This window comes from Opitutus sp. sgz309028, from assembly GCF_059821195.1.
Window position 1 is genome coordinate 479,002 of record NZ_JCAMRR010000002.1, and the last position, 18,734, is coordinate 497,735.

Annotated in this window: 15 protein-coding genes; 6 read left to right on the forward strand and 9 right to left on the reverse strand. The window is 65.7% G+C overall.

What is annotated here, in order from left to right; translation table 11 throughout:
* Window positions 1-35: 35 nt before the first annotated feature.
* From dnaA to uppS, 6 genes are all read right to left on the reverse strand, one after another.
* Window positions 36-1,430, reverse strand: coding sequence for a chromosomal replication initiator protein DnaA (dnaA, locus tag AC6RV7_RS07790; RefSeq protein ID WP_500093352.1), 1,395 nt, complete (start codon window positions 1,428-1,430; stop codon window positions 36-38).
* A gap of 510 nt (window positions 1,431-1,940) precedes the next feature.
* Entirely contained in the window at window positions 1,941-3,971 is a 2,031-nt protein-coding gene (gene ispG, locus AC6RV7_RS07795; RefSeq protein ID WP_500093353.1) for a (E)-4-hydroxy-3-methylbut-2-enyl-diphosphate synthase, read from the reverse strand.
* A 78-nt stretch (window positions 3,972-4,049) separates the two neighbouring features.
* On the reverse strand, window positions 4,050-5,477 hold the full coding sequence (locus AC6RV7_RS07800) for a site-2 protease family protein (RefSeq protein WP_500093355.1): 1,428 nt from the start codon (window positions 5,475-5,477) through the stop codon (window positions 4,050-4,052).
* An 18-nt stretch (window positions 5,478-5,495) separates the two neighbouring features.
* A complete protein-coding gene (gene dxr, locus AC6RV7_RS07805; protein ID WP_500093357.1) occupies window positions 5,496-6,683 on the reverse strand; it encodes a 1-deoxy-D-xylulose-5-phosphate reductoisomerase in 1,188 nt (395 codons plus the stop codon).
* Between the two features lie 112 nt (window positions 6,684-6,795).
* On the reverse strand, window positions 6,796-7,629 hold the full coding sequence (locus AC6RV7_RS07810; RefSeq protein WP_500093359.1) for a phosphatidate cytidylyltransferase: 834 nt from the start codon (window positions 7,627-7,629) through the stop codon (window positions 6,796-6,798).
* Between the two features lie 141 nt (window positions 7,630-7,770).
* Window positions 7,771-8,529: an undecaprenyl pyrophosphate synthase gene (gene uppS, locus AC6RV7_RS07815; protein WP_500093361.1), complete on the reverse strand. Its 759-nt coding sequence runs from the start codon at window positions 8,527-8,529 to the stop codon at window positions 7,771-7,773.
* A gap of 134 nt (window positions 8,530-8,663) precedes the next feature.
* Between uppS and AC6RV7_RS07820 the strand changes: the two genes are divergently transcribed.
* The 6 genes from AC6RV7_RS07820 to AC6RV7_RS07845 all read left to right on the forward strand — a co-directional run bounded on the left by AC6RV7_RS07820 (window position 8,664) and on the right by AC6RV7_RS07845 (window position 15,209).
* On the forward strand, window positions 8,664-8,957 hold the full coding sequence (locus tag AC6RV7_RS07820; RefSeq protein ID WP_500093363.1) for a 4a-hydroxytetrahydrobiopterin dehydratase: 294 nt from the start codon (window positions 8,664-8,666) through the stop codon (window positions 8,955-8,957).
* Window positions 8,958-9,028: 71 nt separating this feature from the next.
* The gene (locus AC6RV7_RS07825; protein WP_500093365.1) at window positions 9,029-9,727 is read left to right on the forward strand and encodes an MTAP family purine nucleoside phosphorylase; all 699 of its coding nucleotides are present in this window, start codon (window positions 9,029-9,031) and stop codon (window positions 9,725-9,727) included.
* A 93-nt stretch (window positions 9,728-9,820) separates the two neighbouring features.
* Window positions 9,821-10,654, forward strand: a complete 834-nt coding sequence (locus AC6RV7_RS07830; RefSeq protein WP_500093367.1) for an NAD(P)-dependent oxidoreductase — start codon at window positions 9,821-9,823, stop codon at window positions 10,652-10,654.
* Window positions 10,655-10,748: 94 nt separating this feature from the next.
* Window positions 10,749-11,720, forward strand: coding sequence for an AAA family ATPase (locus AC6RV7_RS07835; protein WP_500093369.1), 972 nt, complete (start codon window positions 10,749-10,751; stop codon window positions 11,718-11,720).
* A gap of 17 nt (window positions 11,721-11,737) precedes the next feature.
* Entirely contained in the window at window positions 11,738-12,961 is a 1,224-nt protein-coding gene (locus AC6RV7_RS07840) for a DUF58 domain-containing protein (protein WP_500093371.1), read from the forward strand.
* Window positions 12,962-12,968: 7 nt separating this feature from the next.
* The gene (locus AC6RV7_RS07845; RefSeq protein WP_500093373.1) at window positions 12,969-15,209 is read left to right on the forward strand and encodes a transglutaminase TgpA family protein; all 2,241 of its coding nucleotides are present in this window, start codon (window positions 12,969-12,971) and stop codon (window positions 15,207-15,209) included.
* Window positions 15,210-15,242: 33 nt separating this feature from the next.
* On the opposite strand, the gene AC6RV7_RS07850 is transcribed toward AC6RV7_RS07845, so the two are convergent.
* From AC6RV7_RS07850 to mreC, 3 genes are all read right to left on the reverse strand, one after another.
* Entirely contained in the window at window positions 15,243-17,225 is a 1,983-nt protein-coding gene (locus AC6RV7_RS07850) for a peptidoglycan D,D-transpeptidase FtsI family protein (RefSeq protein ID WP_500093375.1), read from the reverse strand.
* Complete coding sequence (gene mreD / locus AC6RV7_RS07855) at window positions 17,225-17,746, reverse strand: rod shape-determining protein MreD (RefSeq protein WP_500093377.1); 522 nt, start codon at window positions 17,744-17,746, stop codon at window positions 17,225-17,227. Before mreD ends, AC6RV7_RS07850 begins: the two co-directional genes overlap by 1 nt.
* 93 nt (window positions 17,747-17,839) lie before the next feature.
* A complete protein-coding gene (gene mreC / locus AC6RV7_RS07860; protein ID WP_500093379.1) occupies window positions 17,840-18,667 on the reverse strand; it encodes a rod shape-determining protein MreC in 828 nt (275 codons plus the stop codon).
* Window positions 18,668-18,734 lie beyond the last annotated feature (67 nt).

An 18,734-nucleotide genomic window follows, 5' to 3' on the forward strand; every position in this document is an offset into this window, starting at 1 on the left:
GCTTGGCTCTGGGCTCGCGCGCAGCGCGCGAGTCCCTACTTCGACAACTGGGCGCGGAGGAAATCGACGCTGCCGCGGGTGGTGGAGTCCTGCTCCATCATGTTGTCCACGGCTTTGCAGGCGTGAATCACCGTGCCGTGATCGCGGCCGCCGAAGGCGTCGCCGATTTCCTGGAGCGAATGCTTCGTCAGGGTGCGGGCGAGATACATCGCGATCTGGCGGGGAATGGCGATGTTGTTCGGCCGGCGCTTGCTCGTCATGTCGCTGTGGCGGATCTGGAAGTGATCGGCCACGCGTTTCTGGATCGTTTCGATCGTGAGAATGTTCTGCGCCTGCTCCATCAGCACGTCCTGCAGCAGCATCTCGGTCGTCGGGAGATCGAGCGGCTTGTTGGTGAGGGCGGAGTAGCTGGCGACCTTGATCAGCGCGCCTTCGAGGCGGCGGATGTTCTTGGAAATATTCTGCGCGATGAAGGTCAGAACCGCGGGCGGGATGTCGAATTTCAGGCTGACGGCTTTGCTGCGCAAGATGGCGAGGCGGGTTTCGAAATCGGGCGCCTGGATGTCCGCGGGCAGGCCCCATTCGAAACGGGAGACGAGGCGGGACTCGAGTTTCTGGATCTCGCTCGCGCGGCGATCGCTCGAAAGGGCGATCTGCTTACCGGATTCGAACAGGTCGTTGAAGGTATGGAAGAATTCCTCCTGGATGCGCTCCTTGCCGGCGAGGAACTGGATGTCGTCGATCAACAGCACGTCGACGTGGCGGTAACGCTGCCGAAACTTCGTGAGACTGTTTTCCTGCAGGGCCTGGATGAACTCGTTGGTGAACTTTTCCGTTGAAAGATACGCGACGTGGGCCTGCGGGTTGTTGCGCAGGATGGCGTGGCCGATGGCGTGCATCAGGTGGGTTTTGCCCAGACCGGTGTCGCCGTAGATGAAAAGCGGATTGTAGGCCTGGGCGGGCGCCTGCGCGACGGCGAGGGCGGCGGCGTGGGCCATCTGGTTGTTGGAACCGACGACGAAGGTTTCGAACGTGTTACGCGGATTGAGCGTTCCGGCGGCGGGGCCGCGTTCGTCATAACGACCCTTCGGCCGGGAAGCGGTGCGGGCGCGATTGGCGGCGGGTTCGGGCGCGGCTGGACGCGAGCTGGGCGAGGGCGACGGCGCGCGATGGGCGTCGGTCTTCTTGAGCGTGACATTCACCATCCGGCCGGCGGTCAGGCGCAGCCGTTGCGTGATCAGGTCGAGGTAATTATCGTGAATCCAGATCGCCGCGAAATCGTTCGGGACCCCCAGGAGCATGGAGTCCTCGGTGGCCTCCAGGCACGTCATGGGCTCAAACCACATCTGAAACACGTCTTCAGGAAAGAGCTCCTTGAAGTCGCATTTGACGGTTTCCCAAAGGCTGGGCGGCAGGGACAATGAAGGCATTGGCTGAACGAAATCGCAGGTTTATTCACAGAGCGCCCGTCGCGCGTGGTTTTCACGTCTCTCTTCGCCGGATTTCTGCGTCGGTTCAGCGGGAAAATAGGGAGCTGCCATCATTCGAAAATCGGGGGATGAACGAAGAATTATAAACTACTGATGGACAGACGGTAGCTGGATGAAGCCTGCTGGCCGGCAAAAAACGCGGAAGGGGGACGTAAGAAAGAACGGGGCGGGACGCCGTGAACGACTGAGTGGGGGCGGAGTAACTGAGAACCAAAAAGTCATTTCAAGGCCAACTTTCTCCCAAGTTGTTCACATCGTCCGTGAGCATAACTTCGCTCACTTTTTTGTTGCGTCCCGGCCCGGAGTTTCGCGTCCGACCAGCATCGGGGTTTTACCGTAGTGCCGCCCCGATTCCGTCGCCCCGCAGCGGGCTTGTGAAGCCGTCTGGCGGGTGACGCGCCGGTGACGATTCCGTGACGGTCTTGCTTTTTTCAATACACCGGCCGGCGCTCAGGCCGGTTCCTGCTCGGGCTCGACCCACTTGCCGTGTTCCTTGATCAGGGCGATCAGACGCGCATCCGCCTCGGCGGCGGGGATGTTGTATTGGACGCACTGCTTGCCGACGTAGAGGTTGATCTTGCCGGGCGCGCCGCCGACGTAGCCGAAGTCGGCGTCGGCCATTTCGCCCGGTCCGTTCACGATGCAGCCCATGATGGCGAGCTTGACGCCTTTGAGATGGCCGGTTTGCGCGCGGATCCGCTGCGTCGTGGTTTGCAGATCGAAGAGGGTCCGCCCGCAGCTCGGGCACGCGACAAATTCGGTCTTGGAGATACGGGCGCCGGCGCCCTGCAAAATATTGTAGACAACCTTCGTGGCACGGATGGGATCGGCCTCGGTCTCGACGCTGACCAGATCGCCGAGGCCATCGCATAAGAGCGCCCCGGTGAGGAAGCTCCCTTCGAGCAGCCGCGAAAGAAAACTCGGATCCGGTTTCACCGCGGTGACGTCGGTGTTACGAATCCACAGCGGCGCGCGCGATCCGCTCCGGCGCAGCGCTTCAGCCAGTTCGCGGTAGCGACCGATGCTGTGGCCGGATGGGCACGTCGTCGCCGAAGCTTGAGGATCGAGGGTGAAAATCAGCGCTTCGTCGCCAAGCAAACGAAGGGTGTCGGCGAGCGCCGGGACGGCTTCCGGAGCCACCTGCACGGCGACGGCGAAACGCCGCGCGCGCGCGACGCGGGTGAACTCGACGAGCGTCGGGCCTTCGCCGGCGGCGAAGGTCCGGACCAGCAGCGTGCCCGGTGCAAGCGCCGCGACGGGTGACGTCAAATCGGCGGGCGTGAGCGTCGATGCGAGTTCCAGCGCGTAAAAGGCGTCCGCCGGTGGCGGCAGCGCCGCGAGTTCGGCCGCGTCGCAGATCGGCACGAGCAGACCTTCGGCCGGCGTGTCGGCGAGCGCGCGACCGCCGCGTTGGGACAGAAACGCCGCGACTCCGGCGAGCGGCACTTTCGTGATCACGCGCGGTGGATGCTCGGGGCCGACGATGAATTTATCTCCCAGCGTGACAGTCGCGGTCTCGCGGCGCGCGAAATGAAAGGGATCGAGGGTGTCGGCGGCCGGCGCGGGCGAGGAGCCGGCGCTCGCGGCCGGCGCGCGCCACAGCGACATCGCCTTGTCGGCGATGGTGCGGGCGACCGGGATCTCGTAAACGCTGTCCTCGGTGAGCGACACGCGGATGGTATCGCCGAGACCGTCGAGCAGCAGCGAACCGATGCCGATGGCGCTCTTGATGCGGCCGTCCTCGCCGTCGCCCGCCTCGGTGACACCGAGGTGCAGCGGATAATGCATGTTTTCCTGCTGCATGCGCTCCACGAGGAGCCGGTAGGCCTGAATCATCACCTTCGGATTCGAGGCCTTCATCGAGAGAATGATCTGCTTGAACGAATGCGACTCCGCGATCCGGAGGAACTCGAGCGCGCTCTCGACCATGCCGAGCGGCGTGTCGCCGTAGCGGTTCATGATCCGATCGCTGAGCGAGCCGTGATTCGTGCCGATGCGGAGCGAGCGGCCGAGCGCCTGGGCGCGGAGCACGAGCGGCGAGAACGCCTCATGCAGTCGCTGGAGCTCGCGATCGTAGTCGGCGTCGCTGTATTCGCGGACGGCGAATTTCTTCTTGTCGGCGTAGTTGCCCGGATTCACCCGGACCTTTTCGACGTGCTCGACGGCCTCCATCGCCGCGCTTGGGAGGAAATGGATGTCGGCGACCAGCGGGATGTGACCGAAACCCGCGGCGGTGAACTGCGCCCGGATGTCCTTCAGGCATTGCGCGGCGGCGACGTTGGGCGCGGTGACACGGACGATTTCGCAACCGACCTCAGCGAGCGCGATGGACTGCCGGACCGTGGCGGCGACATCCTGCGTGTCGCTTGTCGTCATGGACTGGATACGAAGCGGATTGTCGCCGCCGACGCCGACGGCGCCGACTTTCACCTCGAGAGTGCGGCGGCGGATCGTTTGGAAACGCGAAGCGCAGTAGGACATGCTGGGAAGCTGGGACGCTGACACGCGAAAAACGGAAATTGCGGCGGGAGGCGTTTCCCGGATTTCCCGTTCTCCGCTTTATTTCCGGGCGGGCGATTCCGTGCGGTCGGCCTGCACGTCACGGGCCCAGCGGCGGACGTCGAAGAAGCTCACGTAGATGATCAGCGAGAAAATGAGAACGAAGAACGCGCTCTGCGTCGCCATGATGAAGTTCGGCGGCAGCTGCCGGCGGCGCAGCCGGCTGATCGTCGCGAAGAGCATCTGGCCGCCGTCGAGGACCGGGATCGGCAGCAGATTGAAGATCGCGAGGTTCACGTTGACCAGGATGGTGAACCACAGCACGCGGCGGATATCCCATTGCGCCTGCTGGTGCAGCGCGCGGGCGATGCCGATGGGGCCGCTCATTTTGGACGGGCCGACGTCGGAGCTCGGGCTGAGCAGGGCCGAGAGCGTGCGGAAGGTCATGCGGACGTCGTCGCCGATCTGCGTCCAAGGATTGGGGTGCACGACGATCACGTATTCGCGATAACGGATACCGATGCGGTAAACGGGCTTTCCGGTGCGCTCGTCGGTTTCCTGCTGCGGCTGGATCGTCCGGGTGAACTGGGAGTCGCCCCGCTGGAAAATGAACTCCGTCGGCTGGTGGGCGTTTTTCATCAGATGCTCGCTCACGGCGGAGCGGCTGAACACGCGTTTGCCGTCGAGCGCGACGATGCTGTCGCCTGGTTGAATCCCGGCGCGCTCGGCCGGCGAGCCGGCCAGGATTTGCTCGGCGGTGAGGTCGTCCGCGGGTTCGACGCCGGCGACGCGGATCTGATCCTCGCCGAGCAACTGAGGATAAACGGTGATCGGCATCCGCTGGCCGTCGCGTTCGATCACGAACTTCGCCTCGCGGCGGCCGTCGTCGGTGCGGCCCTTGCCGAGCAGGACGGCGTTGATGATGTCTTCGAAGTTGGCGACCGCGAGGCCGTCGATGGATTTCACGATGTCGCCGGCTTGGAGACCCGCTTCGGCAGCGGGGTTGGGGACGACCTTGCCGTCCTCGAGCGTGACGGTCGGGGCGACGTTGCCGAGCTTGGTGGTGGCCAGCACGGAAAGGGTCGGCTGGCCGACGATCCACACGATGGTGGCGAGGACGAGCGCGAAGAGGAGGTTGAAGGCGGCGCCGGCGGCGAACACCAGCATGCGGCTCGTGTAGCTGACGGGCGGCAGTTTCTCGACATCGACGTTGCTCTTGCCCTCCACGGTGGAGAGGTCCGCGAGCTGCGGCAGCAGGACATAGCCGCCGAACGGAATCCATGAGAGCCGGTATTCGACGCCATCGCGGCCGCGCCACGAGAAGATCGCGGGGCCGAAGCCGATCGAGAAACGTTCGACATGTACGCCGCGGCGGCGGGCGAGCAGGAAATGGCCCAGCTCGTGGACGAAAATGGATCCTCCGAAAAAGAGGATCACGAGGAAGATCGCCCAGAGGTTGGAAAGGAGGGAGGCGAGATCGAAGGACACAGGAAAGGGAAAGGGACGTTAACGGGCTAATTTTTCAACCTGCCGCAAGGCCAGGCGCCGCGCGTGGGCATCGGCGGCAAGCACGGCCGGCAGGGACTCAGGTTCGTAGTTCTCAATCTGTTCCAGAGTGTGGTCGATCACCGCCGGGATCGCAAGGAACGGGATTCGCGATTCGAGGAAGGCGGCGACCGCGATCTCGTTCGCCGCATTGAACACGGCCGGCGCCACGCCGCCAACGACCATGGTGCGCTTTGCGAGCCGCAGACAGGGGAAACGGTCTTCGTCGACGGGCCGGAATTCGAGTCCCAGCAGCCGCGTGAAATCCAGCGTCGATTCGACGCCGGGGGCGCGGTGAGGATGGAGCAGCGCGTGCTGGATCGGAAACGTCATCGACGGCGGACAAAGCTGCGCCAGCATCGCGCCGTCGGTGAACTCGACCAGGCAGTGCACAATGCTTTGCGGATGAAGGACCGCGGTGCATTGCTCCGGACGTAAGTTGAAAAGCCATTGCGCTTCAATGAGCTCGAGGCCCTTGTTGGCGAGCGTGGCGGAATCGACGGTCACCTTCGGCCCCATCGCCCAGTTCGGATGTTTCAACGCGTCGGCGGGCGTGACGTGCGCCAGGCGTTCGGCCGGCCAGTCGCGAAACGCGCCGCCACTGGCGGTCAACACCACGCGCCGCACGCCGGCTTGCGGATGGCCTTCGAGGCACTGGAAGACGGCGTTGTGCTCGCTGTCGACCGGAAGGAGTTTCACCTTTCGTTCGCGCGCCGCCGCCATCACGAACTTGCCGGCCAGCACGAGGATCTCCTTGGACGCGAGCGCCAGATCCTTGCCGGCGGCGAGCGCAGCGAGGGCGGGCTCGAGGCCGATGGTGCCCACCACGGCGACCAGCACGACGTCGGCCTCGGGCAGTTGCGCGAGTTCGATCAACCCCGACAAACCGCCGACCAAACGCGTGCCGGGCGGCAGCCCGCCGGCGGCTTGGGCCGCGGCGAAGGCGTGATCGTCGAAAACCGCGACGTGCGGAACCTGAAAATCCCGTGCGATTTGCGCCAGCCGTTCGTGATTCCGGCGGGCCGCGATGCCCACCAGTTGCAGCTTGTCCCGATGGGCGGCGATCACCCGCAAGGTGTTTTCGCCGATCGAACCGGTGGCGCCGAGCAGGACGACGCGTTTGGGAGAAGGTGAGGATGAAGCCGCCACGAAAGCCGGCAAGTATGCGCGAGCGGGCGGACGCGCGGCAAGCGCGGGTTGGCGCCGTCGCGCGATCTTGACGCGTCTTTCGCGCCTCCCCCGTGGGCGGCGGGAGACGCCGTTACCAAGCCAATCCGAACAGGAAATAGCCGAGCGGCGCCGTCAGGATCAGGCTGTCGCTGACGTCGAACATGCCGCCGATGCCCGGGATGATGCCGCCGGAGTCCTTGATCGTGGCCCGTCGCTTGATGACCGATTCGATGAGGTCCGAGACGATGCCCACGACGGCGATCGGCGCGGCGATCAAGGCGGCGACGAGCGGCGTCAGGTGCGCGGGAAAATGATCGCGCGCCAGCCAGGCGACACCGGCGCCCACGAGCATGGAAACGAGCACGCCGCCGATCGCGCCCTCCCACGTTTTCTTCGGGCTGATCTGCGGCGACATCTTGTGTTTGCCGAACGCGAGGCCGGTCAGCAGCGCGCCGACGTCGCAGAATTTGGATACGGCCACGAGCCAGACGAAGAGCAGCAGCCGGCCGGTTTCGCCGATCGCGTCGGCCGGCAGCGGCAGGACGATCCGCACTAGATACTGCAGCATCAGTGCAACATAGACCAAGCCGAAGAGCGTCGCGGCCAGGGCTTCGACGCGGTTCTGCGGTTCGCGTTCGCCGAGGATGCGGACGGAAAACACGATCACCGCCGCGGCGAGCAGGTGCGAGGCCGGGAGCTGCCATTTTGCTTCGAGAAAAGGCGCGAGGGTGATGAGCCCGCCAAAGGTCATGCCGAGCTTGTCGAACGGCACCAGGCCCACGCCTTGCATCAACTTGAAGAATTCGCGCAGCGTCAGGACGGAGATCAGCGTGATCAGCGCGATCGCGCCTTCCGTGCGGAAGATCACGAGCGAACCGACGACGATCGCCCAGAGGAGAAAGGTGCTCAGGATGCGTTTGGCCATGCGAAAGGGGAATTGGGGAAGGGCGGACGAAACTCCGGATTCGGCCGCGCGCGGGGCGGCGGCAAGGTTGCAGTGAAATCCTGGATACGTCGCGGCAGGAAGAGTGGTCGCGGGACCGGAAAAGTTCGGCGGTGGCCGCGGTTACTTGGCCGCGATCGCGGAGTTCACCTGCTCGCTGGTCTGCCCGAAACGTCGCTCGCGCCGCCCGTATTCGGCGATCGCCTCGGCCAGGTCCTGTTTCGTGAAGTCGGGCCAGAGCACCGGCGTGAAAACGTATTCGGCATAAGCGCCCTGCAGGAGAAGAAAGTTGCTGATCCGCTTCTCGCCCGAGGTGCGGATGATGAGATCGGGATCGGGGAGATCGGCGGTGTAGAGATAGCGGCTGAACGTCTCCCACGAGCTGTCGTTGAGCTTCACCGTGCCGGCGGCGACCGCCGCGGCGTAGGCGCGCGCGGCGTCGACGACCTCGGTGCGGGCGCCGTAATTCAACGCCAGCACGAGCGTGTAGTCGTCGAAGTGCTTCGTTTCGTCCGCGGTCTGGCGCAGCAGCTTCTGCACGCCGGCCGGTAATTCGCCCGTGCGGCCGATGGTGCGGAAACGCACCCGGTCCCGCACGAAGGTTTGCAGTTCCTTTTTCAGATAAAACTCCAGCAGGCCCATCAAGCCGCCGACCTCATCCTGGGGACGCTTCCAGTTTTCCACCGAAAACGCGTAAAGGGTCAGCGTCTTCACGCCCAGATCCCGCGCCGCAAACGTCGCGGTGCGCACCGTCTCGACCCCGCGGCGATGTCCCTCGATCCGCGGCAACCCGCGCTGCCGGGCCCACCGGCCGTTGCCGTCCATGATGATGCCGACGTGCTGCGGGACAGCGGAAACGGGACGAGCGGCGGAGGATGACATGTCTCCGCGCAGTTAGGAACGGGCGCCCGGGTTTGACAAGCCGGCTTCGCGGCTCGCACCCGTCGGTAAAACTGACGGCGCGGCGAACGCGGCCGCCGAGTTGCGCCGGCGCCGCCGGAGGGCAACGTCGTCGTATGAGCGCACCGCTTTCCCCCTCCGAGTTGCAATCCCACCTCGCCGGCCTCCCGGCCTGGAAATACGAGAATGACGCGCTGACGCGCACTTACGAGTTCGGCAGTTTTCGCGAAGCCATGAGCTTCCTGGTCCGCGCCGGTTTCGAAGCAGAGGCGATGAACCATCACCCGGAATGGACCAACGTCTACAACCGCGTCGCGATCCGGCTCAACACGCACGACGCCGGTGGCAAGGTCACCGACAAGGACGTGGAACTCGCACGCCGCTTCGAAAAAATCTCGTGGGCGAAGTGAGGCACGGCCCGTGAGCGACGCGGCCGGTTTCGCGTTGTGTTCGGCCGCCATCGCCGCGTGATGGGACGCGCATGAAAGTCGCGTTCATCAGCGGGACCAGCATTGTGAACTCCACGCTTTTTTCCGCGTGGGACGTCCGGACGGTGACGACACCGTATGGACAAGTCACCTACAAGACCCGCGGCGATTTCGCGCTCATCAACCGCCACGGCTACGCGTTCCCGCTGCCGCCGCATTCCATCAACTATCGCGCCAACATCCGCGCGCTGGCGGACCTTGGCTTCGAGAACATCGTGTCGCTCAATTCGGTCGGCTCGCTGAAAAAAGACCTGCCGCCGGGGACATTCGTTTCGTGCAGCGATTACGTCTGCATCCAGCAAGGGCCCATGACGTTCTTCGACCAGGAGCTGCGCGGCGGCGCGCCGGGCATCGCCAACAACCTCATCCCACAGTTGGTCGAACAGCTCGCGCCGGAGTTCACGATTCATCCGGGCAAGGTCTATGTGCAATTTCGCGGGCCGCGTTTCGAAACGAAGGCGGAAATCCGCATCGTGAAGGATTGGGGCGACGTCGTCGGCATGACCGCGGCGCACGAAGCCGATTTGTGCACCGAACTCGGCCTGCGTTACAATAGCCTCGCGCTGATCGACAATTACGCCAACGGCCTCGAGGGCACGGAAATCGATTTCGCGAAGTTCAAGGACCTGGTGAAGGACAATCAGGCAAAAGTGAACCGGTTGTTCGAGCGCCTGCTCGAGATTCTCGCCTGAAGCGGCTGACGACGACTGCGCGAGAGCGCGCGGTCGTCGCGAAAACCGCGAGTTGTTTTCGCGGGCGCGGTGGTGTTGGTTAGCCGGCAATTTATGAAAACCATCGGCATCCTCGGGCTCGGCATCATCGGCGAAGTGTGGGCGCGAAACTACGCGGCGGCGGGACGGCTCGCCGCGAGCTGGAATCGCACGCCGAAACCCGACGTGCCCGGTTGGAAAAACTCGCCCGAGGAAGTCGCCGCCGCCGCGGACGTGATCCAGATCGTCGTCGCCGATCCCGCAGCCGTTGAAAGCGTGATCGACCGGATCGTGCCGCGCCTCGGCCCGGGCAAAGTCGTCGTGCAATCGAGCACGATCGACGCCGCGAGCAGCGCGCGTTTCGAGGAACGCGTGACGAAAACCGGCGCGCGTTACCTCGCGGCGCCGTTCACCGGCAGCAAGCCGGCCGCCGAGCAGAAGCAGACCGTGTTTTACCTTGGCGGCGATCGCGCATTGATGGCCGAGCTCGACGAGTTGCTCGCGCTGATCTCGAGCAAGCGTTTCATCATCGGCACCAACGAACAGGCGTGCACGCTCAAGCTCGCGATGAACCTCAACATCGCGGCCCAGATGCAAGGCCTCGCGGAAGCGCTCACGATGGTGCGCCATGCGGGAGTCAGCGACGACATCTTCTTCGACGCGCTGTCGCAGAACGTCAGTTATTCTGGGCTTTCGAAGCTAAAGGAGCCGAAGCTGCGCGCCGCCGACTACTCGCCGCAGTTTTCGGTGAAACACCTTCACAAAGACCTGCGCCTCGCATCGGCGACGGCCGGCTGCTCCGATTTCCCGCTGCTCGACGCGGTGCGCGAGGCGTTGAAAACCGCGGAAGCCCGCGGCATGGGCGACGAGGATTTCTCCGCGATCATCAAGCTGCTCGAACAGGATTGAGGCGCGGAGCCCGCCGTAGGGCGGGTCTGCGAACCCCGTTTTCGCGCCCGCACCGGGATTTGACCGCGGTGGCAGATCTTGCAGCGTGGCTGCCATGAGCGAATTCTTGGCGGCGGGCCAGGTGACGGAAGCGAAACGTGCGCTGGACGCGCTGCGCGCGAGCATGCGTCGCAGCATCAAAGGCAAGGACGACGTGCTCGAGCAGGTGCTCGTCTGCCTCGTGGCTGGCGGACATCTGCTGATCGAGGACCTGCCGGGACTCGGCAAGACGACGCTCGCCTACACGCTCGCACGCTCGATGGATTGCGCGTTTTCGCGAATCCAGTTCACCAGCGACCTGCTGCCCAGCGACGTGACGGGGGTCGCGATCTACGACGAGACGCTGAAGGAGTTCGTTTTCAAGAAAGGTCCGGTGTTCGCGAACATCGTGCTGGCCGACGAGATCAACCGCGCCACGCCGAAAACCCAGTCCGCGCTGCTCGAGGTGATGGACCGCGCGCGCGTCACGATCGATGGCGAGCCGCATGCCGTGGGTTCGCCGTTCATGGTGTTCGCGACGCAAAACCCTGTGGATTACGAGGGGACGTTTCCGCTGCCCGAAAGCCAGATGGACCGCTTTCTGATGCGGATCCGCATGGGGTATCCAGAACCTGAGGACGAACTGGAGATCCTGCGGGTGGCGCGGACGAGCTACGACGCGATCGCGCTCGACCCGGTGCTGTCGCGCGAGGACGTGTTGAACCTGCAGGCCCTCGCCGCGCGCATCTTCATCGAAGACAGCGTGCTTTCGTTTCTGCAAAAGATCGTGGCGGCCACGCGCACCGAGGCGGAATTTCGCGCCGGCGTGAGCGTTCGCGGCGGCCTGGCACTGCGCTCCGCCGCGCAGGCGCGCGCGCTCGTCAACGGCCGCGATTTCGTGCTGCCGGAAGACGTGACCGAACTGGTCGGGCCGACGCTCGCGCACCGGCTTGGGCTGGTGCACCCGACGAGCGATGCGTTGGAGGAACGGCGGGCGATCGCCGCGGCGTTGCGGCGCATCGTGGGCAGCCTGCCGACGCCGGTGTAAACGGGATGGGGATCGACATGGCGGTTTTCCCGAAACGCGAGCGGAGGCCGGCGAGCGCGGGCGCGGTCGGCTTCTGGGCGCGGCTCTTGTGGGCGCTGATTTATCCGCGGCGACGCCACCGCACGACGCCGACGATCGCCGGCGGGCTGTTGATCCTGCTGTCGTTCGGCGTCGGCACGGCGGCTTACAATGCGGGCAACAACATCCTCTTCATCACGCTTTCGCTGATGCTCGCGTGCCTCGTTTTGAGCGGCGTGCTCTCCTGGCTGAACTTCCGCCGGCTGACCTGGCGGCTGGAGATCGCGCCGCCTCTGCGGGTGGGGCAGCCGGCGACCGTCGGACTGCGGGTGACGAACGCGAAACGCATCCTTCCCAGCTACGGCTTGTGGTTCGAGCTGGTGGCCCGGCCGGTGGAAACCAATCCAATTCGACGCGCGGAAACGACCTTCACGGCGCGCGGGCTGGATGTGAAAGCCGCGCTGGCGCGCGCCGACGCCGGGGAGCGGGGCCGCGTGCCTTTGACCGCGCGAATCGATCCGCGGGGCGAAGCGCGTCTCGAGTGGACCTTTGTGCCGGCGGCGCGCGGAAAAATCCGCATCGAACTCGAGCGCGCGGGTTCGCTTTTCCCGTTCGGATTTCTCCAAAAAAGCCTCGCGACCGACGAGCAGGGGGAGGTCGTCGTCTGGCCTGCGGCCGTGAGTTATCGCCGCCAGCCGGTGGCGGTGGCGCGATCGCTGCCCGGCGGCGAGCGGCTGGCGCGGGGCGGCGCCGGCAGCGATCTGCTGGCCTTGCGACGCTACGAACTCGGCGACTCGCACCGGCTGATCCACTGGAAGGCGAGCGCGCGGTCGCGGCGGCTGCTGGTCCGGCAGTTCGCAGCGGAAAGCGCCATCGGGTTCGCCTTGTGGTTCGAAACGGAGGCGGTGCGCTGGCCGCGCGCCGAACAATTCGAACGGGCGGTCGCGCTCGCGACGACCCTGGCGGAGGACCTTTTTCGCGCCGGTCGTTTGACCGGCGCGCGAGTGGATCGCGACCCGCTGGCGCCCATCCGGCAGGTGCGGGACCTCGAGGCGTTTCTGGACCGGCTGGCGGTGGTCGAGCGCGCGGGCGACGGCGACGCGCGGGGCGACAGCCCGCGCGGGACGATCGCGCCGCGTCACCAGAATGTGGTGACATTTTCGCCCGAGGGCGGGCAGGGCGTCGTCGCGCGGGCCAACGATCGCGTGCTGGCACAGACCTGAGGGCGTCATGAAATCTGCGCGGCCCCAACTCGACGCCGATGAGCTCCGCCAGCTGCGCTGGCTGGCGGGAGGAGGCGTGATCCTGGTGTCACTGGCGACGGTGTTCTACCTCGATGTCGACACGTGGGGATTGTTGATCGCGGTCGGCGCGGCCGTGGTGGCGGGGTGGCGTTGGCCGACGTGGCCGGCACGGGTGCCGCGGGTCTGGCATCGGCTGGCGTTTCCCATCGTGGCGGCGTTTTTCACGACCGATCTGTGGCTGACCGGCGAGTTGCTGCCGGCGACGGTGCGGCTGGATCTGCTGCTGCTGCTTTATCGCGCGATCATCTACCGGCGAAAGCGCGACGACCTGCAGGTCATCGTGCTGGGCTTGTTTCTCGTGGTGGTGGCGGGCGTGTTGTCGGTCTCGCTCGCGTTTGCGCTGCACATCGTGGTGTTCGCAGCTGCATCGATTGTTTTTCTGCTGACGATCACGCTTTCCGAAGACGATCCGAGCGACGGCAGCGATCCGCGGCCGCGCTGGACGCGACACATTCGTTGGCCGGCGTTGTTGCGGCGGGTCCGGCAGGTGACGGACTGGCGGGTGCTGGCGTTGGGCGGCGGACTGTTCGCTGGCCTGGTCGGTCTTTCGGCGCTCCTGTTTCTGGCGATCCCGCGCTTTCAGCTAGAGAACAGCTTCTTTCTCGAACGCTTCATCACGAAGAAAACGCGCAGCGGATTCACGGAAACGATCCGGTTTGGCGACGTGACGGAAATCACCCTGGACCAAGGCGTGGCGCTGAGTGTGGACGTGTCGGACCGCAGCCGGATCCCCGCGGCGCCGTATTGGCGGATGTTGGTGCTGGACGAATATCGCGAAGGCACGTTTCGCATGTCGGCTTTGCTGCGTGCGCGCAGCTTTGGTCCGGAGCTCGGTCGGGCCGCGGTGGCTGGCACGCTGCCGGCTGGTGAAACGCGCCCGGCCGTGTGGACGTTTTACCTCGAATCGGGGGTCAGCCGTTACCTTCCGCTCACGGGCCGGTTCGAATCGCTGCAGTTTCGCGAGCGGCAGAATCATCGGGTGGCGCGGGGGTTGAACCTGGTCGCGCTGCGCGACGAGCCCGCGACGATGACCGCGTATCGGGTCACGAACATGGGTCCGGGCGGGGCGCTCCCGGACGGGCGTTTCGCGGCGGAACTACAGGCGCGCAGTCCGCTGGCGGCGGCGATGCTGCGCGTCGGCGTCGACGAGGCCGACTTCGCCGTGCTCGACCGGGTGGTCGGCGAAATTGCAGCCGGCGGGATCGTGGCGGCGCAGATGCATCCGCCTCTGGGCCCGCCGCCGGCGGACGCGGGACAGGAACTGACGGCGGCCGAATTCGCGCGCCGCGCGGAAGCGTGGCTCGGACGGAGGCACCGTTACTCGCTGCAGCCGGCGATCCCGGGCGGCGCCGGCGATCCCGTGGTGCGCTGGCTCGCTTCGGACGAAGGCGGACATTGCGAGCTGTTTGCCGGGGCGTTCGTGCTGCTGGCGCGGACCGCGGGCTATCCGGCCCGCGTGGTCACGGGATTTCGCGGCGGCTCGTGGAATGGCTACTCGAACAATTTCACACTGCGGAACGCGGATGCGCATGCCTGGTGCGAAATCTTTGATGCGACGGCGGGCGAGTGGTTGCGCGCGGATGCGACGCCCGGCGCGCCGGCGGCGGCGCGGGACGACGCGGAAGGCGAGGCGGCGCTGGCGCGGCGGCTGGATCGCAGCTGGACGGCGCGTTTGGACAGCCTGCGCGTGTTCTGGTATCGGCGGATCGTCAACTTCGACCAGCAGTCGCAGGCGGACGCGCTGAAGACGGTGCGCGACACGGCGTCCGTATCCGGAGAACGGATTCGCGCGTGGCTCGAGCGGACGGGGCGCGAACTGCGCGGCTGGGTCGCGGCTCCCTGGGAGGTGCGGCGTGCGCTGGCCTGGGTTGGCCTGGCGGCGATGGCGGGGGGACTGGCGTGGGGGTTAGGCCAGTGGCGCCGCCGGGGCTTTCGGTGGAAGTGGGGCGACCGCTCGCGTGGCGCGGAGGCGGTGCGGGCGGAAGCCGGCCGCTGGCTCCAACGGCTGCGTGCCGGCGGAGCATCGCCGCGTCACGCTGCCGCGCGGCAGCGCATCTGGACGGAGTTGGAGAGGTTGCGCTTCGGGCCGCGGGAAACGTGGACCGCGCCCGCAGAAAGCTTTTCACGCGCGCGACGGGTCTGGCGCGAGCTGCGTCGCGAACGCTGATGCAGGCTCAATTTCGCCGGCGCGTCCGGCAGTTCAGTCTGCGCTCGCCGGCGTAAACAGCGTGGCGATCGGCGGCACGGTGGGCTGGGACTTTTTTTCGAAGTATTTCTTCAGGATCGCGTTTGCCACGGGGGCAGCGTAGCTGCCGCCGCCGAATTCCTCACCGGGCGTGTCGCCTTCGAGCATCACGGCGACGGCGATTTCCGGTTTCTCGAGCGGAGCGAAGCAGATGAACCAGGCGGCGTTGAGGTTGCCGGGGATCTGGGCGGTGCCGGTTTTGCCGGCGATCTTCACGCCGGGGATGCGCTGGTTCTCCACCCGAGTCAGCACCCGCGCGGTGCCATAGGTGGTGCAGCCCAGCATGCCGTCGAGGACCGCGGCGCGTTGCTCGCGAGTGAGCCCGGTCCGCTCCGCGCGCTGGGTGGGTGCGTTGGGATCATGGACGAGGGTCGGCTTCGTATAAACCTCGTCTCGGGCGAGGGACGCCGCGAAGCACGCCATGGTCAACGGATTTTCGAGGACGTAACCCTGACCGATCGACATGTTGGCGGTGTCGCCGGGAAACCAGCGCATGTCCTGCGTGCGCAATTTCCATTCGGGATCGGGTATGGTCATTCGATTCGGCTCGTGCGGCAGTTCGATGCCGGTGGGCTGGTCGAGGTGAAAGCGGCGGGCCTCCGCAGCAATGACCTCGGCGGTGGTGGTCAGACCCAGCGTGTAGTAATAGACGTCGCAGCTTTTCGCGATGGCTTCGGGCAGGGCGACCTCGCCGTGGCGGACGCGGCCGTTTTCGCAGGTGAAGATGCGACCGCCGACGCGCATGGCGCCCTGGCAATCGGAGATGATTTGGTCAGGCGTGATCTTGCCCGCCCGCAGCGCCGCGATGGAGGTGAGGATCTTGAAGGTGGAGCCCGGCGCGTGGAAGGCGGAGACGGCGCGATTGATCCACGCCTTGCGTTTCTCGATGTCGGCAGCCGCGGCGTGCGTGAGATGCGGGGAAAACGCGGAGAGATCGTAATCCGGCTTGCTGGCGAGCACGAGCACCTCGCCGGTGCGGACATCGAGGGCGACGGCACCGCCCATGACGCCCGTCGCCTCCATGGCGGTTTCGGCGGCGCGCTGCAGATCGATGTCGAGCGATGTCGTCAGGTTTTTGCCCTGGACCGGCAGGCGTTTCTCGAGCGGCGGATTGACGCGGTAGCCAGCGGGATCGACGCGGAAAATGGTACCGCCGGCTTCGCCTTGCAGCTGGGAGTCGAAGGCCTTTTCCAGGCCATCGCGACCGACGCTGCCTTTCATGGTGAACGTGGTGAGGTCCTCGCCGGGAAAGTCCTCGGCCTCCACCGACGGATCGACGCCGACGTATCCAAGCGTATGTGACGCGACGGAGCCGTAAGGGTAGTAACGGGTGCTCGAAGTGTAGAGCTGCAGCGGCGACGAGACCGGAAGCATCTCGACGAGTCGCGCGTAGTCCTCCGGAGCGAGGTCGGCGATCAGCGTGTAGGGCAGGAGCAGCTGGCGGTTGAAATGTTTTCGCAGGTCGGTCGAGTCGACTTTCTCGGTGCGGCTGAGGATGCGGTTAACCTGATCGAGGTAGCGCTGCACGACGGTCGCGCGGGCGATCTGCTCCATCTGCGACGAACTCGGCAGGTCCTTGTCGCCGGTGCGGCGGTAGTTTTTCCGGACGGTGATGAACTCGCGGCGGAACTCCTGCCGGAGTTCGTCGAGGTAAAGGACCACGGCGAAGCGCGGACGGTTGCCGACGAGGAGCCGGCCGTGGCGGTCGTAGATGTTGCCCCGCGGACCGGGGACGAGAATGCGACGCTGATTCTGGACGCGTTCGCGCTCGTGATAGAGGTCGGTCTTGATCAGCTGCTGGTAGGCGAGCCCGCCGACCAGCGTCACCAACAGCGCGGCGACGACGAAATAGAAGAACACGATCCGCGGATCGTAGCCGCGGTGGGTCTCGACGAGGCGCCCGGAGCGTTCGGCCAGGTTGGTGTCGGCGAGCGGCATCAGCGGAAACGCCGGACGTAGACGACGGCGAGCGCGTCGCTGAGCTCCACGGTGCGCGCCTGCAGCGCCATGAACCAAGGCGCAATCAGCGCGAGGAAAACCTGGGAGCAGACGAGATCGAAAATGAGGCGCGGCCAAGCCGCGGCGGGAGTGGGAGCGTCGTCGATCAGAAACACGGAAAAAACGAGGAAAAGGGTGAGATTGGCGAACAAGGCGATGACCACGCGGCCGGCGGTTTCGTCGCGCGGCACCCGGTCGCGAACATGGAAAACCAACGCGTGGGCCGCCGCAAACAGCAGCGCGTGCATCCCGAAGGCGACGGGCGAAACCGCGTCGAGCAGAAGGCCGGCGAGAAAGCTGGAGAGCAGGCCGCTGCGCAGCGACAGGCTGAGGGCGCCGTAAGTGACGAACAGGCCGCCGACCCACAGGTAGACGTGGCGGCCGGCGAGGCTGTGGTTCACCTGCGAAACGACCGCCCAGAGCAGAAACTGGGTGATGAAAAGCGTGAGGGCGCGGCGCATGATGTGGAGTTGAGCGTTGGGAACGAAAAGTCGGGAGAGCTGAAGGTCGTGTCGAAGTCCGCGCGACGCTCGTGCCTCAACTCCCGACCTCGTTTAGTCCCGATCCAGCGGAACCAGGACGGTGACCTCGTGCAGCATGGAAAGGTTCGGATCGAGTTCGATTTCTCCGGTTTTGAACAGCCCGTCGGGGCTTGGCTCGACCTTCACGATCGTGCCGATGAAAAGTCCGGGCGGAAACACGCCGCCGTAGCCGGAGGTGACGAGCCGCTTCGGGGTCCGCGCGTCCGCGAAGATGTCGAGCGGCACGAACTCGAGCACGCCGCGCGCGGGGCCGAACGTGCGATTCTCGCCGCCCTGAAAACTGATCGGGCGGTCGTCGCCCTCGACGACGCCGGCGATGCGGAGCCGCGGACTGCTGATCAGGTCGACCACGGAGGTGTAGGCGTGGACCTCGACCACGCGGCCGACGACGCCGCCGGTGAACACGACGGGCGCGCCGATGACGATGCCGTAGTTGCTGCCCTTGCGAATCGTCATGCGCTGCCACCAGCCGGAGAAATCGCGGCGGGCGACGCGCGCCGGCTCGGCGCGGTAGTTGGCGTAGGCCGGCATCCGCAGGAGCGACTCCAGCCGGGTGATCTGGGCGCGCAGCTCGGCGTTTTGCTGCACCGAGAGCGAATAGGAGGCGTTGAGCCGGGCGAGGTCGCGGCCCGCTTCGATCAACTCGGATTTCGAATGACCGCGCAACGACCAGAACTCCTGCAGGTCGCGGGCATGCGAGGCGGTGGCGTCAACCGGAGCGGTGAGTTCGAAGAAGCTGGCGCGGGTGAACGTCTTGACGACCACCGGAACGAACAGCCAGGCGAGCACGACGATTCCAAGCGTGAGGAACGGGCGGGCTTGGTCGATTCGTTGCGGCACGAGGCGGGTGAAAGGCAGCCGGGATCAAGTGGCAAGAATCAAGCGGACGATCGCACTGACGCTGGTC

Bases quoted from the DNA above. Each gene is read 5' to 3' on its own strand.
- AC6RV7_RS07820 (WP_500093363.1), top strand. From the start codon at position 8,664: ATGAGCGCACCGCTTTCCCCCTCCGAGTTGCAATCCCACCTCGCCGGC.
- mreD (WP_500093377.1), bottom strand. From the start codon at position 17,746: ATGCGCCGCGCCCTCACGCTTTTCATCACCCAGTTTCTGCTCTGGGCG.
- AC6RV7_RS07850 (WP_500093375.1), bottom strand. From the start codon at position 17,225: ATGCCGCTCGCCGACACCAACCTGGCCGAACGCTCCGGGCGCCTCGTC.
- AC6RV7_RS07835 (WP_500093369.1), top strand. From the start codon at position 10,749: ATGAGCGAATTCTTGGCGGCGGGCCAGGTGACGGAAGCGAAACGTGCG.
- ispG (WP_500093353.1), bottom strand. From the start codon at position 3,971: ATGTCCTACTGCGCTTCGCGTTTCCAAACGATCCGCCGCCGCACTCTC.
- dnaA (WP_500093352.1), bottom strand. From the start codon at position 1,430: ATGCCTTCATTGTCCCTGCCGCCCAGCCTTTGGGAAACCGTCAAATGC.
- AC6RV7_RS07840 (WP_500093371.1), top strand. From the start codon at position 11,738: ATGGCGGTTTTCCCGAAACGCGAGCGGAGGCCGGCGAGCGCGGGCGCG.
- AC6RV7_RS07810 (WP_500093359.1), bottom strand. From the start codon at position 7,629: ATGGCCAAACGCATCCTGAGCACCTTTCTCCTCTGGGCGATCGTCGTC.
- AC6RV7_RS07825 (WP_500093365.1), top strand. From the start codon at position 9,029: ATGAAAGTCGCGTTCATCAGCGGGACCAGCATTGTGAACTCCACGCTT.
- AC6RV7_RS07845 (WP_500093373.1), top strand. From the start codon at position 12,969: ATGAAATCTGCGCGGCCCCAACTCGACGCCGATGAGCTCCGCCAGCTG.
- AC6RV7_RS07830 (WP_500093367.1), top strand. From the start codon at position 9,821: ATGAAAACCATCGGCATCCTCGGGCTCGGCATCATCGGCGAAGTGTGG.
- uppS (WP_500093361.1), bottom strand. From the start codon at position 8,529: ATGTCATCCTCCGCCGCTCGTCCCGTTTCCGCTGTCCCGCAGCACGTC.